The organism is Catenulispora sp. MAP12-49, assembly GCF_041262705.1.
Classification (GTDB): Bacteria; Actinomycetota; Actinomycetes; order Streptomycetales; family Catenulisporaceae; genus Catenulispora.
Window position 1 is genome coordinate 172,462 of the sequence record NZ_JBGCCP010000001.1, and the last position, 25,832, is coordinate 198,293.

The window sequence follows — 25,832 nt, forward strand, 5'->3', positions numbered from 1 at the left end:
CCGCGCTCCGGTCAGGGGCGCGCCTCGCGCCGCTTCTCGCCGGCGGCCACCGCCGGCTCCAGCCGGTTGCCGACCGGCGGCACCGGGCAGATGAAGTGGTCGCTGAAGGCGCACGGCGGCAGCTGCGCGCGGTTGAAGTCCAGGACCGTCGTGCTGGTGCCGGGGTGCGGGGCCGGGACCGCGAGCTGGCGGAAGCCGAACGTGTCGGGCCCGTTGGTGGCGTCGCCGAAGGTCACGTCGAAGCTCCCGTCGGCGTCCCGCGTCGCGGCGAGCCGGTACTGGCCGCCCTCGTGCTCGAAGACGAGGTCGCCGTCCAGGGCCAGCCCGCGCTGCCGGCCGTCGGCGTTCAGCACCTGCTCGACGTGGCCGTGGACATAGGGCTCGTACCGCGCCGCGAAGACCAGCGCGGGGTCGTGGGGGAAGCGCTCGATCCGCGCGAAGGCGCGGCGGTTCTCGGACTCGGGGTCGTAGACCCGCACCGCCAGAGCGCCCTCGCGGATGATCGGGACCAGCTTGCGGCCCTGGTGGAACAGCACCGTCGGATCCGGCGCGAGGTCCGGGTTCAGCAGCCGGGTCCCGTCGACCGGGACGCCCTCGACGAGCAGCGCGTCGCCGGGCTCGGCGGTGACGCCGACCCGGTCGCCCTCGGCGGCCCACAGGCCCGGCAGCCCCTCGATCGGTGCCGCCGGGCCCTCGTCCAGCCAGTGCGTCGCGACCAGGGCCAGCACGCCGTGTTCGGCGGAGACGGAGGCGTCGCGTTCGTCGGCCCACTGATTCCACTCCGCGGGGGCGGCGGGGATCGTCGTGGTCGGCTCCGTCTCGGTCATGCTGGACTCCCTAGCTTCCCTATGGGCATTGCCTTGGTCGGGGCAACGTCCGGGAAAGCTACAGGTATTCCGGCGGCGGGCCGCTCCGTGCCCGCCGTCCGGCCCCGGCGCGTCTCATCAGCCGTGCGTCACGCAGGCGTTCGCCTTGTTGGACCACAGGCCCTGCACGTCGAACGTCCCGGTCGTCAGCGTCTCGTAGGCGTCCAGGTTCTCGCACTCGTCGCCGATCTCGCCGTTGGCGGTGTTGTTCCAGCCGTCGGTCGGCCAGAAGTCGGTGACGGTCTCGGCGTACTCGTGGGTCTCGGTGGACTCGATGCCGGAGAGCAGGCGGCCGTCGGTGAGCGTGGTGCAGGCGCCCGCGCCGAGGTCCGGCACGTAGGGCATGTTCGTGTAGGCCAGCTTGCCGTAGCTGCTGCTGGTGAAGTCGTGCCAGGCACAGAAGCCGCTGTTGGGGAAGCCGTCCGGGTGGGTGCCGGTCGCGGACAGGACGACGTACTGCGCGTTGAGGTTCGGCGCCTGGGTCGTGTTGCCGAAGTGCTTGGCGGCCTTGCCCGCCTCCGAGCCGATCTGAGCCTGCGTGGCGTTCGCCGGAGCGGCCGCCGCGTTGTCGAACCAGACCCCGCCGAGGGCCGAGGAACTCGGGTGCTGGATGAACGTCGCGGTCGAGGGGCACTTCGTGGTGCCCTTCGGCGCGTTCTCGCAGTACTGCGTCAGGATCGTGCCCCAGGTGTCGGACGAGCCGTACAGGCCCTTGAACAGATTCTGCATGTCGGGGGCGACGCCCGCCGGGTCCTTGGACCACTGGGACCCCCAGAAGACGAGGTACACCTTGGGGGCCGGGGACACCACGCCGGTCTTGCCGTTGGTCTGCAATGAGAGCGTCTCGCCACTGGCGGCCGGGACAGCGGCCCGCGACATGCTCTTGGCGACGGGCTTGGCACCGAAGTGGCTCACGCCTGCGGCCGAGGACGTCGATATCGACAGCATCGACATCGTGAAGGCGGTGGCGGCGGCAGCGGTGAGCGCGGCCATACGGATCGTGCGCATGGGTCTCCTTCGTGGGGTGGCAGCGGCGGGCCGATCGGGCCCCACGAAGGAATGTGCTTGAGTATCAGGGTTCTGTAAATAATCCCTTGAGTAAAGCTCAAGTCAATGGAAAAACCCGCCGTCCAAGGGGATTCCTCGGACGACGGGCTCCGTATCGCTTTAGAGATAAAGCGTCAGCGCTTCTCGACGCCGCCGACCGCGTGCGCGATCTGGTCCATCACCACCTGCTTGATGGCCACCGGGCCGCCGAACAGCGCGACCGCGGACAGCTGGCTGCGCATCCCGCTCAGCAGGCCGGTGTCCGCCGGCGCCAGGACCGTCGGCGCCGTCAGCAGCAGCGGCTCGTTGGCGTTGGCCATGTACGCGCCGCCGGTGAGGGCGTCGGCGAAGGACATGCCGGTCGCGATGCCGAACTGGGTCACCGGCATGTCGGCGGCGAACCGCGCGGCCACCGCCGCGGCGGTCTGGTACCGGTCGGCGCCCATCAGCGCGTGCGACTGGCTGCCCAGGTACTTGGTCGCCGTGACCGCCGCGCCGCCCACCGCGTTGAGGTGGAAGGCCGGGTCGGCGGCGCCGTTCTTGCGCTGGGCGGCGGTGATGTAGGCCTTGGTGCCCGGGTCCAGCGTCTTGCCGTTGGACAGCAGGATCGCGTTGCCCTCATCGGCGGCCAGCGGGCCGGCGGCCAGGGCGTCGGCGAAGTCCAGGCCGGTGGCCACCACGACCTGGTGCGGGGAGCCCATGCCCTGCTGGGCGATCTGCAGCGAGGTCTGGAAGCGGTCCGCGCCGCCGAAGCGCACGACGTTGTAGCCCAGGCCCACCAACTGCTGCTGCACCTTCGGCGAGACCGCCTGGTCGCCGCCGAGGATGTAGACCGTCTTGCCCCGGGGCAGGACCCGCTTGATCTCGTTGGCGGTCAACGGGTTCAGCGACGTCGGCTCGGTCAGCAGCAGCGGGCCGCGGTCCCGCTTGGCCAGCGGCGTGCCGGCCAGCGCGTCCGGGAAGTTGTCGCCGCGCGCCAGCACCACGGAGTCGGCGATCGCGCGGGGCGTGTTGTCCCCGCCCGCGTTGGACCACTGGGCTTGCGACACCGCGACGCCGGTCCCGTAGCGGTCGCTGCCGGCCAGTCGTGAGACCGCGGTGGGCTGGGCCGGCGGGACGTTCGGCGGGGTCGGGTTGCCGGAGTTGTCGAAGCACGCCTGGCTGTGGTGGTTCAGGAACTCGGCCATGTAGGCCTGCGCCGAGATCTGGCCGATCCGCTGCTCGGCCCCGACGTAGGAGTTCTCGGCCTGGCTCGCCGGCGTGGTGACCGGGTTCCACGGAACGTAGGTCTGGCCGGTGTTGAACCGGTTCTGCAGACCGATCTCGGCCTGCAGGTGGGTGGCCGCGTTCGTGTCCGCGGTCGGTGCCAGGCCGTAGGTGCCGACCAGGGCGTCGAAGGACCCGTAGTAGTCCGGGAACTGCAGGCCCCAGTCGTTGCCCTGCGGGTAGTTGATCTGCGGGTTCGTCGCCGACTCGTAGATCGGGTGGCCGTCCTTGTTGGAGATGGCCGGGGTCACGTACTGGCTGAGGTTGTTCGGGTCCGGCGCGTACTTGTACGACGTCACACTCGTCAGCGCGTTGTAGACCAGGCCGACGTTGTCCTTCACGGCCTGCGGCGCGCACCTGCCGGCCAGCTGGAACGTGCCGACCTGCTGCAGCGACTGGTCCAGCGCCGTCATGTACACCGGGTGCAGGATGTCGTGGTTCTGCACGGTGCCGTCGGGCTGCACGTTCCAGCCCTGCAGCCACTGGTTCAGCGGGCGGCCGTTGACCACGGCCGGGTTGGACAGGTCGGCCTGGGTCGCGGTGTCCGCGATCAGCAGGTCCTCGTTGCGGCGCTGCCACTTGGCGGCGTTGGGGTGGTTCGGCATCATCGCCACGGCCAGCCCGAGCAGCTGCGCGGCGTAGTTGTCCTCCTCGGCCTTGGTGTCGCCGGGGGTGACGTCGGTGCCGCCCTTGTTGTACTGGTAGAGCTGCTGGCTGCCGCTGTCCGAGGTCAGGAAGACATCGTTGCCGGTGCTCAGGTGGTTCGCCTCGTCGGCCAGCATGCGCGCGACGTCGTCGCGCTCGGAGGGGGACAGCTTGTCCCAGACCAGCCAGGCCGCCTGGCCGGTGTAGAACGCCCACAGCGGCGACTGCCAGCTGTTGCCCCACGTGGACACCCCGGCCAGGGAGTTGTTCGCGTAGTAGCGGTGGGCGAGCGAGCGCACCATGGTGGCCGCGCGGTTCTCGGCCTCGTCCGCGCTGATCCCGGAGGCGCCGGCGTCCCAGTCGCCCAGCTTGACCGAGGTCGCGATGGACAACGCCGCCATGCCCGGAAGGCGGAAGGTCTGCTCGGGGACGGCCCCGGGGATGTCGAGGTTCAGATACCCGTCGGAAGCCAGGCTGTTGTTGTACGTGCTCGTGTACCAGCTGGTCCCCAGGTACCGCGCGGAGTTGCGCAGAACCTGCGCGAGCTGCGTGCTCACCTGGTCCGTCGGCGCGGCGCCGGAGAACTCCGCGGGGTTGATCGCCACGACGTCCGCACCGGAGGCGGAGACCGTGATGCTCGCGGCTGAGGCGCTGGGTGCCGAGACGACGCTACCGCCGAAGGCCGCCCCCGCCACCACGAGACTCGATATGACCGATATTTCGCGCTTGCGGCCCATGTAAGACTCCTTGCGTATTCAATGCCTCCGGGAGCCTACGCGAACTGCCCCGGGCCTGAGCAGGCCCGGGGCAGTATTTTGAGGCGTAAATCTTCTACGGCCCATGGTCTAGACGACTGGACAAACCCAGGTCCGGCATGCTGCGGGACCCGGGGTTGTCAGGTCGTGGACCAGGGCTGAAATCAGCGCTCGACTTCGCCCTTGATGAACTTCTCGACCGCGTCGCGCGCCTCGTCGTCGAAGTACTGCACCGGCGGGGACTTCATGAAGTAGGACGAGGCCGACAGGATCGGGCCGCCGATGCCGCGGTCCATGGCGATCTTCGCGCAGCGCACCGCGTCGATGATGACGCCGGCGGAGTTCGGGGAGTCCCACACCTCGAGCTTGTACTCCAGGTTCAGCGGGACGTCGCCGAAGGCGCGGCCCTCGAGGCGCACGTACGCCCACTTGCGGTCGTCCAGCCACGCCACGTAGTCCGACGGGCCGATGTGCACGTTGCCGGCGCCGAGGTCGTGGGACAGCTGCGAGGTCACGGCCTGGGTCTTGGAGATCTTCTTGGACTCCAGGCGCTCGCGCTCGAGCATGTTCATGAAGTCCATGTTGCCGCCGACGTTCAGCTGCATGGTGCGGTCCAGCACGACGCCGCGGTCCTCGAACAGCTTGGCCAGCACGCGGTGCGTGATGGTCGCGCCGACCTGGGACTTGATGTCGTCGCCCACGATCGGCACGCCGGCGGCCTCGAACTTGTCCGCCCACGCCTTGGTGCCGGCGATGAAGACCGGCAGCGCGTTCACGAACGCCACCTTGGCGTCGATCGCGACCTGCGCGTAGTACTCCACGGCGCTCTGCGAGCCGACCGGCAGGTAGCAGACCACGACGTCGGCCTTGGCGGCCTTCAGCGCGGCGACCATGTCCACCGGCTCGGCGTCCGACTCCACGATGGTCTGGCGGTAGTACTTGCCCAGGCCGTCGTTGGTGTGGCCGCGCTGCACCGTCACGCCGGTCGGCGGGACGTCGGCGATCTTGATGGTGTTGTTCTCGCTGGCGCCGATGGCGTCGGCCAGGTCCAGGCCCACCTTCTTGGCGTCCACGTCGAACGCGGCCACGAACTCCAGGTCGCTGACGTGGTAGGGGCCGAACTGGACGTGCATCAGGCCGGGGACCTTGGCGTTGGGGTCGGCGTCCTTGTAGTACTCGACGCCCTGCACCAGCGAGGCGGCGCAGTTACCGACGCCGATGATCGCTACTCGAACCGAACCCATGAACGGTTTCTCCTTCATCTGCCGCGCCCGGGGGAAACGGGCACGTTGTTTCCTGCTTTATGGAAATGGGGACAGTGGCCGGCCGGCTTCGACCGGGCCTCGGGGATGACCTCCGCGCCGCGAGGGCGCTAGGAGGGCCGGGGCTCCGGGGAGCCTTGCTGGGGTTGCTGTTGGGGTGGCGTTGGGAACGCCTGCTCGTGCTCGGTCCGGATGAGCTCGTTGAGCCATCGGACCTCGCGCTCGGTGCTCTCCAGGCCGTGCCGCTGGAGCTCCAGGGTGTAGGAGTCCAGCCGGTCGCGGCTGCGGGCGAGCGAGCCCCGCACCGCTTCCATCCGCTCCTCCAGACGGCTGCGCCGTCCCTCGAGGATCCGGATCCGGACGCCGGCGTTGGTCCGCCCGAAGAACGCGAAGTGGACGCCGAAGTTGTCGTCCTCCCAGGCCGCCGAACCGGAGGTCGTCATGAGCTCCTGGAACCGCTCCTTGCCCTCCGCGGTCAGCTTGTAGCTGATCTTGGCCCGGCGCGAGGCGGCGACGTTGGCGGTCTGGGTGTCGTCCTCGGCGATCCAGCCACGGGCGACCAGGTCCTTCAGGCAGGGGTACAGCGTCCCGTAGGACAGCGCGCGGAAGGCCCCGAGCTGCACGTTGAGCTGACGGCGCAGCTCATAGCCGTGCATCGGGTGCTCGTGGAGCAGGCCGAGGACGGCCAGTTCCAGGATCTGGGACCGCTTCGCCATGGCTGCTCCTTCCTTCACCGACCGTGCGCGCCGTACGGTTCGTACGCCGTCGCTCCCGATACATCGGGCGGATACACCAACTCGATACAGCCGCTCGATGTATCGCTCCGATACATCGAGACGTTAGCGGGTGCCCGCCGCCCCGCACAAGTCCCCAGGTTGCCGGGGCGAATCGGACACATCGCCGCCAGTCCCACTGTCCGCATGGGTCCGTGGCGTACCCTGTCGCTCTAGCGCGTCCGGGGCGGGGGCGGGATCGCAACCGGCTGACCGGTTTCGGGCGTCTCCGCGAGCAAGCCGGTGCATGGCGGTTTCCCACCCGCCAGCCGCCGGCCGGCAAGGGGGCGTGCGGCAGACGTGGCTCCACAGAGGACTCAGGTGAGGTGGACCGAGGTATGAGCGAGCACGGCAGTCGGCGCGCCGGAGGTGGCGGCGGATCCAGGGGGCGCCGGTCGGCCAACGGCGGCGGCCTCTCCGACAAGCTCGACGGGCTCACCAACCAGCTGTCCGGCATGTTCGGCAAGCGCGGCGGCGGCCGGCGCGGCGACGACGACGAGTACGACGAGTACGACGAGTACGGGTCCTACGACAGCCGCGGCGGCTATGACGACGGCTACGGCCAGGAGCCGGCCGACGTCGCCTCCGGAGGCGGCCGGCGGGGCCCCGGACGCCGCACCGCGAGCCGGTCCGGCGGCGGCGGCCGCCGGGACGAGCTGCCGCCCAAAGACTGGTGGATGAAGTTCATCAACTACCCGCGCTACGGCAAGCGCGGGTGGCGGCACTGGATGCCCTCCATCAAACAGGTGCTGTCGATGTTCCTGGGCTTCCTGTTCGTGGTCATAGGCGCGGTGGCCTACGCGTACGCCAGCACAACGATCCCGCAGGTCAAGAACAGCATCGCGGCCGGCAACCCGACCTATTACACGTATGACGACGGCACCGAGCAGTTCGCCAACATCGGCGTCAACTACTACCAGGTCAACGACATAAACCAGATCCCGAAGGTGTTCCAGAACGCGTTCGTCGCGGCGGAGAACTACTCCTTCTGGAGCGACCCGGGCGTGTCGTTCACCGGTGTGGCCCGCTCGGCGCTGAACGACCTGTTCGGCAGCGGCCAGACCCAGGGCGGATCGACGATCACCCAGCAGTACGTGAAGAACGCGTACCTGTCGCAGGACCAGACGCTGGGCCGCAAGATCAACGAAGTCATGATCTCCATAAAGCTCAACCACACGGAGAGCAAGCAGCAGATCCTGCTGGGGTACCTGAACCAGATCTCCTTCGGGCGCGGCGCCTACGGCATCGACGCGGCCTCGCGGGCCTACTTCGGCCACCCGATAAGCCAGATGACCGAGGCCAACGTCGGCGAGGCCGCGTTCCTGGCCGCCATGGTCAACGACCCCTCGAACTTCTCCACGGCCCTGGCCAACGCGAAGGCGCGCACCGACAACCCCAAGACGTTCGACCGCTTCGAGAAGCGGTACAACGCGATCCTGGCGAACATGTCGCAGTACGGCTTCGTGCCGAAGGCGGCCACCAGTCCGCTGGAGAACAACCTGCCGAAGGTCATCGACTTCAAGCCGCCGAACCTCACCGGGTACGTCGGGTACATGAAGGACGCCGCCACGGCCTTCCTCGCGGCGCAGTCGTCCGAGTACCCCAACGACCCGGCCACGCAGAAGTACGCGAACATCGACAACCTGTCCAAGGGCGGGTACAAGATCGTCACCACGTACAACCACGTGATGATGAACGACGCGCACGACGCGGCGGACGCCCTGTGGAAGGGCGAGAGCTACAACGGCGAAGGCAAGTTCAACCCGACGAAACACGCCTCCGACAACAACATCCACCTGGCGTTCGCCGCGGTGGACCCGCACAGCGGTGAGCTGAAGTCGTTCTACACCGGCACCGACGGCACCGAGGACTACGCCAAGAACTCCTTCAACTACGCCCTGCAGGGCGGCGTGCAGGTCGGTTCGACGTTCAAGCCGATCACGCTGGCGACCGCGCTGCAGACCGGCAAGTTCTCCCTGGACAGCATGGAGGAGGGCAGCAACTCCAAGCCGCTGTACTGGCCGCCGGGGGCCAAGCAGCCGATGACGTACACCGACTCCCACGGTGACTCCAAGCTGTATCCGCCCAACGAGGACGACGAGAGCGCCAACGGCTTCAACGGCATGGCGACCCTGAAGCAGGGTCTGGCGTTGTCGCTCAACTCGGTCTTCGTCTCGCTGGAGCTGGACCCGGCGATCACCCCGCAGGCGGTCTACAACATGGCCCAGTCGCTGGGCCTGAAGTCCGGCACCTCCGACCTTCTGCCGGTCCCCTCGCTCACCCTGGGCACCGCCGAGATCACGCCGATGCGCATGGCCAACGTCTACGGCACCTTCGCCAACGGGGGCGTCGCGCACGAGCCGATCCAGGTCAGCGAGATCATCGACCAGCGCACCAACCAGGTCGTCTGGACGCCGCCGGCGCTGCGCAAGGACGGCAACGTCAACAAGCAGGTGATGTCCGCGAACACCGCGGCCGGCGTCACCCAGGCGCTGCAGGGCGTGCTCCAGAAGGGCGGCACCGCCTACGCGAACAACAACGCCGCGGCCCTGGTCGCCGAGGCCAACGGCAACCTGGCCGGCAAGACCGGTACCACCGACTTCAACCACTCGGCCTGGTTCACCGGATTCTCCTCATCCCTGGCGACCTCGGTGGCGATCTTCAGATCGACGACGGACGGGTCCCTGGAATCGATCAAGGGTCTGGGCTACGACGACCAGACGACACGCATCAACGGTATGGACTGGCCGACCACGGTCTGGTCGGCGTTCATGAAGAAGGAACTGGAAAGGCACAAGGACACCTTCGCCAAACCGTTCCCGGCCTACGCGCCGACCTGTTCGGGCATCTCCAACCTGGTGAGCCCCGGCCAGTCGGTCGAGCCCGGCACCCTGGCCTCCGGTTCGAACCTGCCCGGCACGCCGACCGGCTCGGAGGCGAACTGCCAGTCGGTGTTCGTTTCGACGCCGAGCCCGACGCCGACCCCGACGCCGACGAAGGCCACGACGTCGACGCAGGCGCCGCTGTGCCAGGCACCGCTGCAGTACGACCCGGCCTCGGGCCAGTGCGTCAACGTGGCGCCGCCCTCGACGGACACCACCTCGCAGCAGCAGCCGACCGGCACCGGCCCCTCGAACACCACCACGACGGGCCCGACCAACACCTCGCCGTCCACGCCGTCGAGCAGGTGCAGCAAGAACCCGCAGGCACCGGGCTGTGAGACGACGAGCACGACCAGTTCGTCCTCGCCCGGCTTCGGGTTGCCGACAGGCTGACGTCGGAATCTTTGCCAGGACATGCAGACGGGGAACGGCGGGGTAAGGCACGATGTGCAAGTGAGTTCGGACGTGAGCGAGCAGGAGAGCGGCCCGTCGGGGGATCCGGCGGGCCGGGGCGCGGCGGCGGCACCGGTCCTGGTCGCCCCCTCCCTCGACGACCCGGTGGTGAACGCCGCCTCGGACGCCGTGGGCGGCCCGCTGGGCGTGCGCGCGTTCCGGCCCAGGCTCGGGTCCGGCACCGCGATCCGGACGGTCGCCCGGGTGCTGCTGCTGCTCACCCTGCTCACGCTCGGCCTCGGCGTGGCGCAGCGCTCCCCGTGCTACGCCACGGCCTGGAACGGCACGGGCAAGCAGCAGTACAACCACCTGTGCTACACCGACGTGCCGTACATGTACTACGGCCGCGGGTTCGACAAGAACCTCACCCCGTACCGGCAGACCGACCCGGCCAGCGGCAACTACGGCCTGGAGTACCCGGTGGTCGCCGGCGCGACGATGGAGACCGCCGCGCTGCTGGCGCAGAAGATCGGCGCCGACACCCCGGACCAGGTGCGGTGGTTCTACAACATCACGACGTGGTTCCTGATCGTCTTCTCACTCGTCTGCGTCCTGGCGATCATCGGCCTGGCCGGACGAAGGCCCTGGGACGCGGCGATGTTCGCGCTGGCTCCGGGGCTGCTGCTGACCGGAACCATAAACTGGGACCTCATCGCGGTGGCGCTGGCCTCGGTCGGCATGCTGGCCTGGGCCCGGAACAAGCCGGTGGTCGCCGGCATCGCGCTGGGCCTGGGCTCGGCGACGAAGCTGTACCCGGTGTTCCTGCTGATCCCGCTGCTGGTGCTGTGCTGGCGGGCCGGGCGGATGCGGCAGTGGACGCAGGCCACCGGCACCGCGGTGGTGACCTGGCTGGCGGTGAACGCTCCGGTCATGATCTTCGCCTTCAAGGGCTGGAAGTACTTCTTCACCTTCAACGACAACCGCCCGATCGACCTGGGCTCGCCGTGGTTCGCGATCCGCCACTGGTGGGGCTGGGAGCCGCCGAACAAGAACGTGGTGATCATCGCCCTGGTCCTGGCCGGCTGGCTCGGCGTGGCGCTGCTGGGCCTGATGGCCCGCCGCCGGCCGCGCTTCGCGCAGCTGGCGTTCCTCACCGTCGCGGTCTTCGTGCTCCTGAACAAGGTGTACTCGCCGCAGTACGTGCTCTGGCTGATCCCGCTGGCGGCGCTGGCCCGGCCGCGCTGGCGCGACTTCCTGATCTGGCAGAGCTGCGAGGTCGCCTACTACGTGGCGGTCTGGTACTACCTGGTCTGGCAGGCCGGACCCAGCAACGGCAACACCCGCGGCCTGCCGGACAACTTCTATGTCTGGGCGATCATGATCCACCTCGGCGGCATCGTCTACATGATGGTGCAGATCGTCCGAGACATCCTCGACCCCCGCCGCGACCCGGTCCGCGCCGACGGCATCGACGACGACCCGGCCGGCGGCGCCCTGGCGGACAGCCCGGACGTCTGGGCCTGGGCGCAGCCGCGCTCGCACCGCGCGAGCCACGGCACCGGCGGCGCGTCCGCCGAACCCGAACTCGCCGCGGTCTGAGTCCGGGCTTGGCGCACACGGGGAAAGAAAACACCACACGGCGCCCCCGGCGCGGACTCAGCGAACGGGACCGCGCCGCACTGGCGATGTGGGGCGCGACGCGGCTCGGCATGGTGGTACTGACGTGGATGAGCGCCTGGCTGTTCATGCCGGGCCCCACGACCCAGGGCTCGCTGCCGGCCCGCTGGGACCGCTGGGACGCGGGCATCTTCACCAGCATCGCGCAGCACTGGTACTTCACGCCCGGCACCGACCCACGGCACGTGGCGTTCTTCCCGGGCTTCCCGATAGCGATGTGGCTGGCGCACCTGCTCCCGTGGACCTGGACCGCGGCCGGCCTGGCGGTCTCAGCGGTGGCCGGCGCGGTCGCGACGGTGGCGCTGGGACGGCTGGCGGCGGCGGAGGTCGAGGAGGCTTGGGCGCGCCGGGCGGGTGCGGGTGCGGGTGCGGCGGCGACGGTGCCGCGGATGCGCGAGGGGCTCAACGGCGCTGAGGTGGAGCCCGGGGCGGCCGGTTCGGCTTCGGCGGGCGGCAACGGCTCGGCGGCGACCAGCCTCGACGAGGGCCGCTCGGGCGGGTCGGCTTCGGTGCTCGGCAGCAGCTCAGCGAGTCATGCGGCGGCCGCGAGTGTCGGCATCGAGGGCGGCTCAGCTTCAGGGAGCGGCGATGGATCGGCGGCTTCTGGCTCGGCGCTCGGCAGCAGCTCAGCGAGTTCTGCGGCAGCAGTCGGCGGCTCAGCGGGCTCGGCCGGCTCGGCCTCGGCGCTCGGCAGCCCAGCGGCCCCGCCGAAGCCCGTCCCCACATTCCTCCCCCTGACCGTCCGGGCCCACGCGCACCGGGCCGCCGTCAACGCCGCGCTCTTCTTCGCTCTGGCGCCGGCGGCGGTGTTCCTGGCGGCGGGGTACAGCGAGAGCTTGTTCGCGGCGTTCGCTTTCTCTGCGTGGGCGGCGGCGCGGCGGGATCGGTGGGGGCCGGCCGTCGTGCTGGCGGCGGGGGCCAGTGCGGTGCGGGTGAACGGGCTGTTCCTCGCGGCGGCCATCGTTCTGGAGTTTCTGCTCGCCGGGCGGGGGCGGCGGCGGTGGCGGCAGGCGCCGTTGCTGCTCGTGCCGGCGGTGCCGGTGGCCGCTTATGTCGTGTACCTGCGGCGGGATACCGGGGACTGGTTCGCATGGCAGCATGCGCAGGCCGCCGGGTGGTTCCGGACCTTCCAGACTCCGAAGGCGGCGTGGGACCAGACCTGGCGTGCGGCCTTCGGGGCCACGCAGGCGGGCCATACTGCGTGGATCTTCCAGCTGGAGTTGGTCGCTGTCGTGGTGGGGCTCGGGCTGACCGCGCTCCTGCTGCTGAAGCGCCGGTGGCCCGAAGCCCTCTATGTCGGCCTCTCGCTGCTCGCCCTGGGCACCACCACGTGGTTCATGTCCGTCCCGCGCGCCATGCTCCTGTGGTGGCCGCTGTGGACGATGCTCGGCGCGTGGGCGACGCGGCGACCGAGGGTGCGCACGCTTTACGTGTGCTGCGTCGCCCCGGTCATGGCGGGGGTGGCGCTGCTGTTCCTGTCGGGTCAGTGGGCGGGCTGAATCCAGAAGGGGCACGGCTACGATCGACCCATGTCGAGCACGTCGAGGTTCCTGCGCGATCTGGCCAAGAAGACCAACACGGCCTCGGCCGCGCGCGCCGTCCTGAAGGCCACGCACCTGAAGTCCGGCCCGGGGCGGCTCGGCGATCCGCGCGCGGGACTGCCGGCGTCAGTTCTTCCCGCCGGGGGGAACCGCATTACTGCGGAGAACGCTAAAGCCGGTTCCGCGGACTGGCGCATGGGTGCGGGCAAGTCGCGGCCCGGCACGGACCACGAGCGTCAGATCAAGGGCTACGCGTCGACCGACTCGGTCGCGGCGGGCGAGGCCGTCGACTTCCATGTGGCCGCGGAGCCCGCCGGCTCCTTCACCGTCTCCGTCTACCGCCTCGGCTACTACGCCGGCGCCTCCGCCCGACGCGTCCTGGTCTCGCCGACGCTGACCGCCGGGCCGCAGCCGGTACCGACGCCCGATCCGGAAACCGGCCGCATCGCGGTGGAGTGGCCGGTGGCGTGGACCCTGGACATCCCGAAGGACTGGACGTCCGGGACCTACGTCGCCGTGCTGGACAAGGCCGACGGCTTCCGGAACTACGTACCGTTCGTGGTCCGCGACGACGAGGCGTCCGCGGACTTCCTCGTGGTGCTGCCCTCGACGAGCTGGCAGGCCTACAACTGGTGGCCGCGCGACGGCATCACCGGCCGGAACGTCTACTACGGATACGTCACCAAGGAAGCCGCTGAAAGCGATTCGGCCCTTAAGGCGAAGTTCTCCGCGGACGCACGCGGGTGGATCTCGAACCCCAGCCGCGCGACCCAGGTCTCCTTCGCACGGCCCTACTTCGCCGACGGTCTGCCCGACGGATTCGTCAGGGAACAGTCCTTCATCCAGTGGGCCGAGGGGATGGGCTACGACCTCGCCTACGCGACCGGGCTGGACCTGCACGCCGGACGCATCGACCCCGCCAAGTACCGCGGCCTGATCTTCGCCGGCCACGACGAGTACTGGTCGACCGACATGTACCGGCACGCGGAGGAGGCCGTCGCCGCGGGAACCTCTCTAGCGTTCCTCACTGCGAACAACGCTTATTGGCACGTCCGCTATGACGAGTCCACGCGAACCATGTCCTGCTACAAGGGCTTCGAGGACCCGCACGTCGAGGACTTCCCCACCGGCATGTGGCGCGCCGGCGAAGGCCACCCGCGCGCCGAGCAGCAACTCATGGGCGTCCAATACAGCGGCATCCTTAAGGGGCGCCACCCCTTGGTGGTCCGCGAGACCGGGCACTGGTTCTGGGAAGGCACCGGCCTCAAGGACGGCGACGAACTCCCCAACCTCCTCGGCGGCGAGGCCGACTCGTTCTTCGAGGCGATGCCGAAGGCCAAGGCGGAGGAGCAGACCCTGCTGACCGCCTCGCCCTACACGATCTCCAACGGTACGAAGTTCGTGCAGAACACCAGCGTCCACCGCGCACCGAGCGGGGCCTGGGTGTTCACCGCGGGGACGTTCCTGTGGCCGCTGGGCCTGGGCCACCCGGGCTACCAGGACAAGCGGGTGACCCGGGCCATGGCCAACTTCCTGAAGCGTGCGAAGGGCTGACGCCTAGGCTGATGCCCTAGCTGACGCCTCAGTCGAAGACGACCCGGTCGACGTGCGTCATCACCGGACTCACCTCGACCGGCAGCTCCTCCCCCACCTTCGGCGGCGACACGCCGGCGGGCACGAACAGCACCGACACCTGCATGTGCGGCGGCTCCGCGAACCACAGCGTCTTGCCCTGCCAGGAGAACGGCGACATCGTCCGGTTCACCAGAGCCAGCCCCGCGCGCACCACGAACTTCGCGCGCGGTGCCAGGCCTCCCAGGCCGCGGCCGAAGTTCTTCGGGTTCTCCAGGCCGACGCCGTGCGCGGTGCCGCCGGAGACCACGAGCAGGTAACCGTCGCCGCGCACCTTGTGCTGCCGGTAGCCGAAGCGGTCGCCCTTGCTCACCTTCTGCACGCTGTGCACGGTCCCGCGCGTCTGCAGCACCTTGCGGTTGCCGAGCCACAGTTCCGTCCCGATGCGCGGCCGCACCGTCGTCCCCTGGTGCCGCTTGGCCAGGGTGCTGATCTCGTCGGGGGACAGGTGGCTGACGAACAGCGTCCGCACCGGGATGCCGGCGCCGACCAACGCGTCCACCCAGTCGCTGACTTCGCGGACGTAGTCGCCGGAGACCCGGTCCAAAGGCATGTGGACCGAGAAGCCCTCGAGGCGCGCCTGGTCGGATTCCAGGACGGTGCGGAGCCGGGCGATGTCCTGCTTCTGCAGGCCGAAGCGGCGCATCGAGGTCATCAGGTCGACGACCACGCGCCGGCCGAGGAGGGCCTCCACCGCCTCCACCGACGCCACGGTGCGGATGACGCGGTCCGGGAGGTCGCGGACGTCCTCACCCATCAGGTAGGGCGTCAGGACCAGGAGCCCCCCCGAGTAGTGGTCCTTGGCCTGTTCGGCTTCGGCGGCCGTGCCCACTGCCGTTGTCTCCACGCCCCCGGCGGCGAGCTTGGAGGCCGCCTCCATGAGGTGGGGGATGCCGATGCCGTAGCCGTTGACGCCCTTGGCCACCGGCACCAAGTCGGGGTGGCGGGCCAGGACCTCGTCCTGGTGGGCGCGCCAGCGCTCCGTGTCGACGTGCAGCGTCAGCGACAAGGTTCCGACTCCTTAGACAAGGAACAGCAGACAAACAACAGCGAAGCGACTCAGTGGGTACCCAGTGAGGCGAACCCTTAGCGGCGGGCCATGTACATCTCGAAGGCACGGTGCAGCAACGGGTTCAGGGCGTAGTCCCACTCCCCGAGGTACTCCACCGCCTCGCCGCCGGTGCCCAGCTTGAACTGGATGAGGCCGAACAGGTGGTCCTCCGGGTCCAGGGTGTCACTGATCCCGCGCAGGTCGTAGACCTTGCAGCCGGCCGCGTGCGAGTCGCTGAGCATCCGCCACTGGATGGCGTTGGAGGGCCGCAGCTCGCGCTTGTGGTTGTCGGAGGCGCCGTAGGAGTACCAGGCGTGGTCCCCGACGGTGACCAGCGTCGTGGCGGCCAGCAGCTCGCCCTCGTGGCGGGCCAGGTACAGGCGCAGGCGGTTGGGGTTCTCCGCCTCCATCGCCTTCCACATGCGCTGGAAGTAGGCCAGGGGGCGCGGGGTGAAGTGGTCGCGGACCGCGGTGATCTGGTAGATCTTGTGGAACTCCGCGAGGTCCTCGTAGCCGCCGAGGGTGACCTCGACGCCGTTCTTGTCCGCCTTCTTGATGTTGCGGCGCCACAGCTGGTTGAAGCCCTTCTGGATGTCCTCCAGGGTGCGGGGCTTGCCGGCGTCGTCGACCAGGGGGAGCTGGAAGACGTAGCGGGGCTGGAAGTCGCCGAAGCCGGCGCCCTCGGACTCCTTGCGGGACCAGCCGGTGGCGCGCAGCTTGTCGATGACGCGCAGGGCGCCGGGGTCTTCGAAGTCCGGCTTGATGTCCTTCAGGCGGACGCCGCCCTCGGTCTCGGCGATCGCCTTCTTCAGCGTCTCGGAGGTCCAGCGGCGGGACACCATCTGCGGGCCCATCTTCACCGTGAAGGCGCGGCGCTTGCGCAGGTGCGCCAGCAGCAGCTTCAGCGCCTGGCCGGCGTCCGCGGAGGAGAGGTCCAGGATCGGGCCCTCGGGCAGATAGGCCAGGGAGCGCCGCAGGAAGGGGAGCTTGTCGCGCTTGGGGATCGGCACGTCCCGGTACAGGACCAGGGCCGCGCCGACGACCTTGCCGGTGGCCTCGTCGACCCAGCCGACGGACTCGGGACGCCAGTCGGTCTTGAGATCGCCCCAGGAAGGACACTGCAGGAAGCTGACAGACTGGGTCGCGGTATTTGCTCCCGTTTGCCCCGTGCGCTCCTCGATGAACGCCACATGTTCCTCGCGGCTCAGCGTCCGCACCCTCAAGACCATGCGCCAACCTTATGCGACGCGCTCCCGCAGCCACTTGATGTCCGCCGCCTGCGCCTCGGGACCGCCGGGGGTCTCGCAGATCGCCGGGCACCCGGCCTCGGCGATCACCTGCGCGATCAGGTCCGCCGGGGCGATCTCACCGGTGCCGAAGTTGGCATGGCGGTCGATGCCGGAGTCGAAGCCGCCCTGGGAGTCGTTGGCGTGGACCAGGTCCACGCGGCCGGTGACGGCCTTGATGTCGGCGACCGCGCTCTCCAGCGGGATGCCGCCGGCGAAGGCGTGGCAGGTGTCCAGGCACAGGCCGACGCCGCTGTGCCCGACGGCGTCCCACAGCCTGGCGATCGACTCCAGGCGGCGGGCCATGGCGTGCTCGCCGCCGGCGGTGTTCTCGATGAACACCGGGCAGTGCTGCTCCAGCTGGTCCACGGCCTTGCGCCAGTTCTCGAAGCCGGTCTCGGGCGCGTCGGCGGCGGTCAGGTGGCCGCCGTGCACCACCACGCCGCGGGCGCCGGCCTCGGCGGCCAGCGCGACGGTCTGCTGGAGGAGCTTGCGACTGGGGATGCGGATGCGGTTGTTGGTGTGCGCGACGTTGATGATGTACGCGGCGTGCACGTAGACGGCCAGATCTGCCTTCTCGGCGGCGGCCCGCAGCGCCGAGGCGCCGCCGGGGTAGGCCACGGTCGGCGCCTTCCAGCTCTGCGGATCGCCCAGGAAGATCTGGACGGCGTCGGCCCCGCGGGCCACCGCCTCCGCGATCGGGTCTTCGTTGCCTACGTGGGAGCCGATACGCATAGCCATGGCCTCCACGCTAACCGCTCGCGCCGACAGCTCCGCTCAGGACGGTGCGGCAGGGCTACCAGAGGCCACCGTGGTGCAGGTTGAAGGCGAACGCCACCGCGGCGATCCCGATCGCACAGACGTTCACCATCCGTTCGTAGGTGGTGTCGGACGTCAGCTGCGCGTACAAACCGACCACGATCCCCGCCAGGGAGATCCAGCTGCCCAGGATGTGCCCGCCGGTCCAGCCGATCAGAGCGGCGCCGATCACCGCGAGTACCAGGGCGGTCGCGGTCAGGGCCATTTCGGTCGAGTGGCTGCCGATGTGGAAGCCGGGACGTTCCTTGGGGTCCGCCGCGTAGTCCGCGGCGGTCGATCCTGGCCGGCCGGCCACCTCGGGGCCGTAGTCGCCGGCCCCCGCGCTGGGGGTCGTCTGCGTCATGCCTGTCACCTCGCTCACTTGCGCACAGCGGATCACAAACGTATTCGGACCATTACCCAGGATGGGATGAACCGACACGGATTTCAATCCGGACGGCTCGCCGGGGTAACCTTGACCGTTCCCCGAGTGTCAGAGCGCCGGAGTAGCGTCGCCGCCAGGCGAGTCGCGAAAGTGCCGACCCCCGGGGAGACGCGCAAAACCCTCCTGCCACGGAGAGACCGTGGCCGCATAGTCCAAAGGAGGTGGGTTACGCATATGCGTCAGTACGAAGTCATGGTCATCCTGGACCCGGACCTCGATGAGCGTTCGATCGCCCCGGCCCTCGAGGGATTCCTCAAGGTGATCCGCGATCTGGGCGGCAGCATCGAGAAGAACGACATCTGGGGCCGCCGTCGGCTCGCCTACGAGATCAAGACCAAGAGCGGCAAGAAGGTCAGCGAGGGCATCTACGCCGTCGTCGACGTGCAGGCCACGCCGGACGCCGTCAAGGAGTTCGACCGTCAGGCGAACCTGTCCGAGACCGTCGTCCGCACCAAGGTCATCCGTCCCGACCAGCGGTAAGACACCCGCTCTCACGTTTGAGGACCTGACATGGCAGGCGAGACCGTCATCACCGTCGTCGGCAACCTGACCGACGACCCGGAACTGCGCTTCACCCCCTCGGGTGCGGCGGTCGCGAACTTCACCGTCGCGTCCACGCCGCGCACCCTGGACCGCCAGACCAACGAGTGGAAGGACGGCGACGCGCTGTTCCTGCGCTGCTCGATCTGGCGCCAGGCGGCCGAGAACGTCGCCGAATCGCTGACCCGCGGTATGCGGGTGATCGTCTCCGGACGGCTGCGCCAGCGGTCGTACGAGACCAAGGAAGGCGAGAAGCGCACGGTCGTCGAACTGGACGTCGAGGAGATCGGCCCGTCGCTGAAGTACGCGACGGCGAAGGTCACCAAGGCCAACCGGCCCGGCGGCCAGGGCGGTGGCGGAGGCGGCGGCGGCTGGGGTGGCAACTCCGGCGGCGGCGGCAACTCCGGTGGCGGAGGCGGCGGCGGCTGGAGCGGTAACTCCGGCGGCGGCGGCAATTCCGGCGGCGGCAACTCCGGCGGTGGCGGTGGCGGCGGCTGGGGTGGCAACTCCGGCGGCGGCAACTCCGGCGGCAGCGGTGGCGGCGGCGGGAACCAGGGCGGCGGCAACGACCCCTGGGCTTCCGGCGGCGGCGGCGACGGCGGCTGGGGCGGCTACGGCAACGACGAGCCCCCCTTCTAGGCCTCCTTGTGAATCTGGGCGCCTGGCGCCCGGTCCCTCAAACGGACCCTTGAACTCGTAGTGAAGAAGTAACCAGGAGAGATCCAATGCCTAAGGCACCTCTCCGCAAGCCCAAGAAGAAGGTTTGCGGATTCTGCAAGGACAAGGTCGCGTACGTCGACTACAAGGACACCACGCTGCTCCGGAAGTTCATCTCGGACCGCGGGAAGATCCGTGCGCGTCGCGTGACCGGCAACTGCACCCAGCACCAGCGTGACGTCGCCGTGGCCGTGAAGAACAGCCGCGAGATGGCGCTGCTGCCCTACACCAGCACCACCCGCTAGGAAGGGGGAGGAAGAGAAATGGCTACCACGAAGCTCATCCTCACCCACGAGGTCGGCGGTCTCGGCGAGCCCGGCGACGTCGTCGAGGTCAAGGGCGGCTACGCCCGCAACTACCTCGTCCCGCGCGGCTACGCGATCGCGTGGACCCGTGGCGGCGAGAAGCAGATCGAGCTGATCCGCAAGGCTCGCAAGGTCCGCACGGTCCGCGACCTGGCCCACGCCACCGAGCTCAAGGGCGAGCTCGAGGGTCTGCGGGTCCGTCTGGCCACCCGCGCCGGCGAGTCCGGCCGGCTGTTCGGCGGCGTGACCGTCGCCGACGTGGCCGACGCGGTCAAGCGCGCCGGCGGCCCGGACGTGGACAAGCGCCGGATCGAGATCGGGAACCCGATCAAGACCGTCGGCTCGCACACCGTCTCGGTCCGGCTGCACCCCGAGGTGCAGGCGAAGGTGGAGATCACCGTCGTCGCCGCCTGAGAACCTTCCGGAGGGCGTTGCGGAACTCTTCCGGAACGCCCGCCGAAGGCTCAACGGAACCGCTTTGGCAAACCGCCCCGCCGCAGCTCAAACGCGGCGGGGCGGTTTGTCGTACCTGACGTTTGCTTAGAGACGCAAACACCTGGTTGACTTCGCTCATGCATGCCCCTTCCCGCCGCCAATCGCTGCTGCTCCTCGGCAGCCTGGGCCTGGCCGCCGCCGCCGGCGGTGCGTACATGCTGGAGAACCACGGCGGCGACAGCTCCCCGAAGCCGACCGCGTTCGGACGCGGCCGGCGCCGCGCGAGCACCCAGGACGACATCAACGAGGGCCTGGAAGGCCAGACGAACAACGAGACCGGCGAGACCGTCCCGACCCTGGGCCTGGCGCTGGCCGACGACGGCGCCTGGCGGCCGGACGCCGAGGGCTTCCAGGCGGTCGACGACGAGGGCCACCAGATCAAGGGCTTCGCCTCGGCGACCAGCATCAACGTCGGGGAGTCCATCGACTTCCACGTCAGCGTGCGCCCGGTGCAGGGCTTCAAGGTCAAGGTCTACCGGCTCGGGCGCAGCAGCACCGGCAAGGGGTCCGAGCTGATCTTCACCAGCCCCCGGATCACCGGGACGGCCCAGGCCCCGCTCAAGGTCGTCGAGCCCACCCGGACCGTGGTGGCGCCGTGGAAGCTGTCGTACACGCTCAACGTCCCGAACACCTGGCGCGGCGGCCTCTACGTCGCGACCCTGGAGTCCGACGACAAGCACCGGAGCTGCGTGCCGTTCGTGGTCCGCGAGGACGGCAAGCCGGCCGACCTGCTGGTGGTGCTGCCGTTCACCACGTACCAGGCGTACAACATGTACCCGATCGACAAGCAGCTCGGGTCCAGCCTGTACAACGCCTACCTGGCCGACGGCAAGGAGGGCGGCGCCGACATCTGCTCGACCCGGGTCTCCTTCGACCGGCCCTACCACCAGGACGGGCTGCCCCGGCTGTTCGAGCTCGACCAGGCCTTCGCGCAGTGGGCCGAGGCGCAGCCGTACACGATCTCCTACGCCTCCAGCATCGACCTGCACGCCGGCCGGATCGACCCGGGCAAGTACAAGGCGCTGGTCTTCTCAGGCCACGACGAATACTGGTCGCCGCAGATGCGCACTGTGCTGCAAGGTGCCCTGACCAGGGGGGTCAGTGCCGCATTCATGGCCGCGAACAACGTCTACTGGAACATCCGCCTTGACGCCTCCGACGGCGGCTCCCCGGACCGGCAGGTGACCTGCTACAAGCGGCACGAGGACCCGGCGGCCAAGGGCGGCGTGGCGCCCACGGTGCTGTGGCGCGACCTGAACCAGCCCGAGCAGCAGACGCTGGGGTCGATGTACACCGCGATCATCACCGACCCCGAGCCGCAGCCGCTGGTGGTGAGCCAGACCGGGCACTGGTTCTGGGCCGGGACCTCGCTCAAGGACGGGGACCAGATCCCGCAGCTGGTGGCCGGAGAGGCCGACAAGGTGTTCCCGCACGTGAAGGGCGGGCCGAAGGCCACGGTGCTGGCCTCGTCGCCGTTCACGGCCGAGGGACCGAAGAACCAGCCGGTGACGGACACGGCGCAGACGGTGCTGTGTCAGTACCCGTCGGGGGCGTGGGTGTTCGACGCGGGGACCTTCCACTGGAACCACGGGTTGTCCACACCGGGGTTCGCCGACCCGCGGATCCAGCGCGCGACGCGGAATCTGCTGGACCGGATGACGGGGAAGACGGGCCGGACCGGGACGAGCGGGCCGGCGGGGAAGAGCGGGCAGACCGGGCAGACCGAACAGGCCGGGGGGACGGGGCAGCCCGACGCGTCGGATTCGCAGGGGGCGTAGCCCGGGGCTCTGGCCCGGCACTCAAGCCCGGCACTCTGGCCCGGCACTCAGGCCCGGCGCCTAGCAAAAACCCGGGGCTCCGAGCAAGATTCTTCCAGGATAATTTTTCTCCACAGCCGGTGGACGAATCGGCGACGCTCCCGTGCACGTCAGAGCTTCACGATCAGTCGAACGTCAGATTATTCACAGGGCGCTTCCACACTCTGTCCCCAGGTACGTCGGCGTGTCTCCACAGCTTTCCCCAGGTTTTCCACAGGTTATCCACAGGGTGTGTGGACGACCGCCTCGACCCGGGGGGCCCGGTTCCGTACCGTGGAGGCTTCAAGGCTGTGGGGACCCGTCCGGTACAAAAGACAGACAGGGTTTCGCGGGTGTAGCGGCACGGGCAAGGGAGGCGGGTAATGAGCATCGACGACCTCCCGTACACCGCCGACGAGGCCTACCAGGGCGGCTTCGAACGCACACCGCCGCAGGACATCCCGGCCGAGCAGTCGGTCCTGGGCGGCATGCTCCTGTCCAAGGACGCCATCGCCGAGGTCATCGAGGTCATCAAGCCGGTCGACTTCTACAAGCCCGCCCACGAGGCCGTCTTCGGCGCCATCCTGGAGCTCTACGGCCGGGGCGAGCCGGCCGACCCGGTCACCGTCGCAGCGCTGCTGACCAAGAAGGGTGACATCAACCGCATCGGCGGCGCACCCTATCTGCACACCCTGATCAACTCGGTCCCCACAGCCGCCAACGCCGGCTACTACGCCGAGATCGTCAAGGAGCGCGCCGTCCTGCGCCGCCTGGTCGAGGCGGGCACCCGCATCGTCCAGATGGGCTACAGCACCGACGGCAGCGACGTCGAGCAGATCGTCGACGCCGCCCAGCAGGAGATGTACCAGGTCACCGACGGCAGCACCAGCGAGGACTTCATCCCCCTGGCCGACGCGATGGAGGGCGCCCTCGACGAGATCGAGTCGATCTCCAACCGCTCCGGCCAGATGACCGGCGTCCCCACCGGCTTCCACGACCTGGACGCCCTGACCAACGGCCTGCACCCGGGGCAGATGGTGATCATCGCGGCGCGGCCCGCCATCGGCAAGGCGCTGGCGCTGGACACCCCGCTGCCCACCCCGGGCGGCTGGACGACGATGGGCACCGTCCGGGTCGGCGACCTGCTGCTCGGTGCCGACGGAAAGCCCACCCGCGTGGTGGCCGCGACCGAGATCATGACCGGTCGGCCCTGCTACGAGGTCGAGTTCTCCGACGGCTCGGTCATCGTCGCCGACGGACAGCACCAGTGGTTCACGGAGACCAGGGCATCGCGGCGCGCCCCCCGGGAAGCGTTGGTCGGCGCCGCCGGCAGCCCGCGACTCCCGGGCGAAACCGGCTCGGTGAAGACGACCGAGGAGATCGCCCGGACCCTGCGCTGCGAGACGGCCGAGCAACGGCTGAACCACTCGGTGCCGGTGGCTTCCGCGGCGGAGCTCCCCGAGGCGAACCTGCCGCTGTCTCCGTACGCCCTCGGCGTGTGGCTGGGTGACGGGCACACGGACGCCGCCCGCTTCACCACCGCCGATCCGGAGATCGTCGCGAATCTGGAGGCTGAGGGCTTCGTCGTCTCGCCGAACGGCCAGCTGTGCTACTCGCTGAGGTTCCCGGTGCCAGCCAGCCCTGCCGAGCGTGCCTGCGCTGTGTGCGGCGGCTTGTTCGTGCCGAAGACGTCGCAGGTCCGGACCTGCGGCCGGGCGTGCGGGGGGCGGGCGCGGTTCGTCAGCGCTCCCATCGCGGCGCCCACGTGCCCGGACTGCGGCGGACCGTCGAGCGGCCTGCGGCGCTGCCAGACCTGCCACAACGCCCACGGCACCGTTCAGGGGCTCCTGCGCTCGATGGGCGTCCTGGGCGACAAGCACATCCCGGCGGCCTATCTGCGGGCCTCGGTACGCCAGCGGCGAGCGCTACTGGCCGGCCTGCTGGACACCGACGGCTTCGTCAACCGCACCGGGACCGTCCAGTTCTCGGTGACGAACCGGCAACTGGCGGCGGACGCGCACGAACTGATCCTCAGCCTCGGCTACCGGGCGGCCATGACGACCAAGCGCGTCGCCGGGCGTTCCGAGGCGACGTCGACGGCTTACATCGTCACGTTCACCCCGGCAGAGCCGGTGTTCCGGCTCACCCGCAAACTCGAGCGCCAGACCACTCGGAACCACCCGACGACCCGGCAGCGGTACGTCACCGACGTCCGGCGGATCGAGTCGGTGCCGGTGCGCTGCGTCGAGGTCGACAACGGCGACCACCTCTACCTGGCCGGCAAGTCGTGGATCCCGACCCACAACTCGACCCTCGGCCTGGACCTGGCCCGCAGCTGCTCCATCAAGAACAACCTGACCTGCGTCATCTTCTCCCTCGAAATGGGCCGCAACGAGATCATCATGCGTCTGCTGTCCGCCGAGGCCCGGGTGGCCCTGCACCACATGCGCAGCGGCACGATGACCGACGAGGACTGGGCGCGGCTGGCGCGGCGCATGGGGCCGGTGTCCGAGGCGCCGCTGTTCATCGACGACTCGCCGAACATGTCGATGATGGAGATCCGGGCCAAGGCCCGGCGGCTGAAGCAGCGTCATGGCCTGCAGCTGGTGATCATCGACTATATGCAGCTGATGCAGCACAGCGCCAGCAACTCCAAGCGGCCCGACAACCGGCAGCAGGAGGTCTCGGAGATCTCCCGGTCGCTGAAGCTGCTGGCCAAGGAACTCGAAGTCCCGGTCATCGCCATCAGCCAGCTGAACCGCGGCCCCGAACAGCGCACCGACAAGCGCCCGATGATGAGCGACCTGCGCGAGTCCGGCTCCCTGGAGCAGGACGCGGACGTCATCATCCTGCTGCACCGCGAGGACGCCTACGAGCGGGAGTCGCCGCGCGCCGGCGAGGCCGACCTGATCGTGGCCAAGCACCGTAACGGTCCGACCGCGAACATCACCGTGGCTTTCCAGGGTCACTACTCGCGGTTCGTGGACATGGCTCAGAGCTGAGTCAGGCCACAGCCGTTCCCCGTCACACGAAGTCCCGCCAGAACGGCACCGTCACCCGCGGCTCCGCCTGATCGTCGAAGTGCAGCCCGCGGCCGCCGAACTCCTGCCCGATGTAGTCGGCTATATCGAGGCCGTAGCAGATGATGTCGGTCTGCCACACCGACAGCACCGGGTGGCCGAAGGTGCCTTGTCCGGCCGGCAGGAACCGGTGCCCGTATACCGGGACCAGGACCGGGACCTGGGTGAGCGCCTCGCGGGCGATCGCCAGTGCCTCCGGCATGGCCTCCGGGCGGGGGCCCCAGGTGTCGTGCCAGAGGCGGTTGTTCTCGACGTCGAACAGCACGCCCTGTGCCGGGTGGTCCAGCTGCTCCCGGAGTTTGACGGGGTCTGCGTCGCGCCAGTCGGGCCAGGGCTCGCGCCAGGTGCTGAAGACGCCGGGCGGGTCGTCGTGGGGCACGCTCACCGGGAGGCCGGCGGCCAGGAAGGCGCGGTGGTCGGCGGCGAACTGGAAGCCGAACTCGTGCTCGACGCGGTCGAACTCCGCGGGGGTCAGGCCGGGTTCGATCACCCAGGCGCCCTCATTCAGCTCGGTCAGCTCGGCCAGCCGGCGGGCGGCCTCGGTTCCCAGTGTTGTGCCTTCGTCGGCGATCACGCGCCA

General features: G+C 69.4%; 20 protein-coding genes. 10 read left to right on the forward strand and 10 right to left on the reverse strand.

The window, feature by feature from the left end:
- Positions 1-11 precede the first annotated feature (11 nt).
- The 5 genes from ABIA35_RS00755 to ABIA35_RS00775 form a co-directional block, all read right to left on the reverse strand.
- On the reverse strand, positions 12-827 hold the full coding sequence (locus tag ABIA35_RS00755) for a DUF1684 domain-containing protein (RefSeq protein ID WP_370340020.1): 816 nt from the start codon (positions 825-827) through the stop codon (positions 12-14).
- 117 nt (positions 828-944) lie between these two features.
- Positions 945-1,874: a hypothetical protein gene (locus tag ABIA35_RS00760; protein WP_370340019.1), complete on the reverse strand. Its 930-nt coding sequence runs from the start codon at positions 1,872-1,874 to the stop codon at positions 945-947.
- A gap of 173 nt (positions 1,875-2,047) precedes the next feature.
- Entirely contained in the window at positions 2,048-4,561 is a 2,514-nt protein-coding gene (locus ABIA35_RS00765; RefSeq protein ID WP_370340018.1) for a cell wall-binding repeat-containing protein, read from the reverse strand.
- Between the two features lie 182 nt (positions 4,562-4,743).
- A complete protein-coding gene (locus tag ABIA35_RS00770) occupies positions 4,744-5,823 on the reverse strand; it encodes an inositol-3-phosphate synthase (RefSeq protein ID WP_370340017.1) in 1,080 nt (359 codons plus the stop codon).
- A 128-nt stretch (positions 5,824-5,951) separates the two neighbouring features.
- On the reverse strand, positions 5,952-6,557 hold the full coding sequence (locus tag ABIA35_RS00775) for a PadR family transcriptional regulator (RefSeq protein ID WP_370340016.1): 606 nt from the start codon (positions 6,555-6,557) through the stop codon (positions 5,952-5,954).
- A gap of 395 nt (positions 6,558-6,952) precedes the next feature.
- On the opposite strand from ABIA35_RS00775, the gene ABIA35_RS00780 reads away from it, so the two are divergent.
- From ABIA35_RS00780 to ABIA35_RS00795, 4 genes are all read left to right on the forward strand, one after another.
- Entirely contained in the window at positions 6,953-9,889 is a 2,937-nt protein-coding gene (locus ABIA35_RS00780; RefSeq protein WP_370340015.1) for a transglycosylase domain-containing protein, read from the forward strand.
- Positions 9,890-9,949: 60 nt separating this feature from the next.
- On the forward strand, positions 9,950-11,488 hold the full coding sequence (locus tag ABIA35_RS00785; RefSeq protein WP_370340014.1) for a glycosyltransferase family 87 protein: 1,539 nt from the start codon (positions 9,950-9,952) through the stop codon (positions 11,486-11,488).
- A 110-nt stretch (positions 11,489-11,598) separates the two neighbouring features.
- Positions 11,599-13,065, forward strand: a complete 1,467-nt coding sequence (locus ABIA35_RS00790; protein ID WP_370340013.1) for a mannosyltransferase family protein — start codon at positions 11,599-11,601, stop codon at positions 13,063-13,065.
- Between the two features lie 30 nt (positions 13,066-13,095).
- Positions 13,096-14,661 carry a N,N-dimethylformamidase beta subunit family domain-containing protein gene (locus tag ABIA35_RS00795; protein WP_370340012.1) on the forward strand — a complete coding sequence of 522 codons (1,566 nt, stop codon included), beginning with the start codon at positions 13,096-13,098 and terminating at the stop codon, positions 14,659-14,661.
- A gap of 28 nt (positions 14,662-14,689) precedes the next feature.
- Here the strand turns inward: ABIA35_RS00795 and ABIA35_RS00800 are convergent, their stop codons facing one another.
- The 4 genes from ABIA35_RS00800 to ABIA35_RS00815 form a co-directional block, all read right to left on the reverse strand.
- The gene (locus ABIA35_RS00800; protein ID WP_370340011.1) at positions 14,690-15,748 is read right to left on the reverse strand and encodes an alanine racemase; all 1,059 of its coding nucleotides are present in this window, start codon (positions 15,746-15,748) and stop codon (positions 14,690-14,692) included.
- Between the two features lie 77 nt (positions 15,749-15,825).
- Positions 15,826-17,019, reverse strand: coding sequence for a lipid II:glycine glycyltransferase FemX (locus ABIA35_RS00805; protein ID WP_370340010.1), 1,194 nt, complete (start codon positions 17,017-17,019; stop codon positions 15,826-15,828).
- A gap of 9 nt (positions 17,020-17,028) precedes the next feature.
- Positions 17,029-17,817, reverse strand: a complete 789-nt coding sequence (locus tag ABIA35_RS00810; protein WP_370340009.1) for a deoxyribonuclease IV — start codon at positions 17,815-17,817, stop codon at positions 17,029-17,031.
- Positions 17,818-17,872: 55 nt separating this feature from the next.
- On the reverse strand, positions 17,873-18,238 hold the full coding sequence (locus ABIA35_RS00815) for a hypothetical protein (RefSeq protein ID WP_370340008.1): 366 nt from the start codon (positions 18,236-18,238) through the stop codon (positions 17,873-17,875).
- 255 nt (positions 18,239-18,493) lie between these two features.
- Between ABIA35_RS00815 and rpsF the strand changes: the two genes are divergently transcribed.
- The 6 genes from rpsF to dnaB all read left to right on the forward strand — a co-directional run bounded on the left by rpsF (position 18,494) and on the right by dnaB (position 25,174).
- Positions 18,494-18,799: a 30S ribosomal protein S6 gene (gene rpsF, locus ABIA35_RS00820; protein WP_012784585.1), complete on the forward strand. Its 306-nt coding sequence runs from the start codon at positions 18,494-18,496 to the stop codon at positions 18,797-18,799.
- Between the two features lie 30 nt (positions 18,800-18,829).
- Positions 18,830-19,498: a single-stranded DNA-binding protein gene (locus tag ABIA35_RS00825; RefSeq protein WP_370340007.1), complete on the forward strand. Its 669-nt coding sequence runs from the start codon at positions 18,830-18,832 to the stop codon at positions 19,496-19,498.
- 86 nt (positions 19,499-19,584) lie between these two features.
- On the forward strand, positions 19,585-19,821 hold the full coding sequence (gene rpsR / locus ABIA35_RS00830) for a 30S ribosomal protein S18 (RefSeq protein ID WP_012784583.1): 237 nt from the start codon (positions 19,585-19,587) through the stop codon (positions 19,819-19,821).
- Positions 19,822-19,839: 18 nt separating this feature from the next.
- Complete coding sequence (rplI, locus tag ABIA35_RS00835) at positions 19,840-20,295, forward strand: 50S ribosomal protein L9 (protein ID WP_370340006.1); 456 nt, start codon at positions 19,840-19,842, stop codon at positions 20,293-20,295.
- Positions 20,296-20,453: 158 nt separating this feature from the next.
- Entirely contained in the window at positions 20,454-22,154 is a 1,701-nt protein-coding gene (locus ABIA35_RS00840) for a N,N-dimethylformamidase beta subunit family domain-containing protein (protein WP_370356106.1), read from the forward strand.
- 401 nt (positions 22,155-22,555) lie between these two features.
- The gene (dnaB, locus tag ABIA35_RS00845) at positions 22,556-25,174 is read left to right on the forward strand and encodes a replicative DNA helicase (protein ID WP_370340004.1); all 2,619 of its coding nucleotides are present in this window, start codon (positions 22,556-22,558) and stop codon (positions 25,172-25,174) included.
- Between the two features lie 22 nt (positions 25,175-25,196).
- Here dnaB and ABIA35_RS00850 read toward each other — a convergent pair whose 3' ends face one another.
- Entirely contained in the window at positions 25,197-25,826 is a 630-nt protein-coding gene (locus ABIA35_RS00850; RefSeq protein WP_370340003.1) for a hypothetical protein, read from the reverse strand.
- Positions 25,827-25,832: the final 6 nt, after the last annotated feature.

Coding starts and splice junctions, on each gene's coding strand:
- ABIA35_RS00815 (WP_370340008.1), bottom strand. CDS start 18,238: ATGACGCAGACGACCCCCAGCGCGGGGGCCGGCGACTACGGCCCCGAG.
- ABIA35_RS00780 (WP_370340015.1), top strand. CDS start 6,953: ATGAGCGAGCACGGCAGTCGGCGCGCCGGAGGTGGCGGCGGATCCAGG.
- ABIA35_RS00755 (WP_370340020.1), bottom strand. CDS start 827: ATGACCGAGACGGAGCCGACCACGACGATCCCCGCCGCCCCCGCGGAG.
- ABIA35_RS00765 (WP_370340018.1), bottom strand. CDS start 4,561: ATGGGCCGCAAGCGCGAAATATCGGTCATATCGAGTCTCGTGGTGGCG.
- ABIA35_RS00840 (WP_370356106.1), top strand. CDS start 20,454: ATGCATGCCCCTTCCCGCCGCCAATCGCTGCTGCTCCTCGGCAGCCTG.
- ABIA35_RS00760 (WP_370340019.1), bottom strand. CDS start 1,874: ATGCGCACGATCCGTATGGCCGCGCTCACCGCTGCCGCCGCCACCGCC.
- rpsF (WP_012784585.1), top strand. CDS start 18,494: ATGCGTCAGTACGAAGTCATGGTCATCCTGGACCCGGACCTCGATGAG.
- ABIA35_RS00825 (WP_370340007.1), top strand. CDS start 18,830: ATGGCAGGCGAGACCGTCATCACCGTCGTCGGCAACCTGACCGACGAC.
- rpsR (WP_012784583.1), top strand. CDS start 19,585: ATGCCTAAGGCACCTCTCCGCAAGCCCAAGAAGAAGGTTTGCGGATTC.
- ABIA35_RS00790 (WP_370340013.1), top strand. CDS start 11,599: ATGGTGGTACTGACGTGGATGAGCGCCTGGCTGTTCATGCCGGGCCCC.
- ABIA35_RS00810 (WP_370340009.1), bottom strand. CDS start 17,817: ATGGCTATGCGTATCGGCTCCCACGTAGGCAACGAAGACCCGATCGCG.
- ABIA35_RS00795 (WP_370340012.1), top strand. CDS start 13,096: ATGTCGAGCACGTCGAGGTTCCTGCGCGATCTGGCCAAGAAGACCAAC.
- ABIA35_RS00770 (WP_370340017.1), bottom strand. CDS start 5,823: ATGGGTTCGGTTCGAGTAGCGATCATCGGCGTCGGTAACTGCGCCGCC.
- rplI (WP_370340006.1), top strand. CDS start 19,840: ATGGCTACCACGAAGCTCATCCTCACCCACGAGGTCGGCGGTCTCGGC.
- dnaB (WP_370340004.1), top strand. CDS start 22,556: ATGAGCATCGACGACCTCCCGTACACCGCCGACGAGGCCTACCAGGGC.
- ABIA35_RS00775 (WP_370340016.1), bottom strand. CDS start 6,557: ATGGCGAAGCGGTCCCAGATCCTGGAACTGGCCGTCCTCGGCCTGCTC.
- ABIA35_RS00805 (WP_370340010.1), bottom strand. CDS start 17,019: ATGGTCTTGAGGGTGCGGACGCTGAGCCGCGAGGAACATGTGGCGTTC.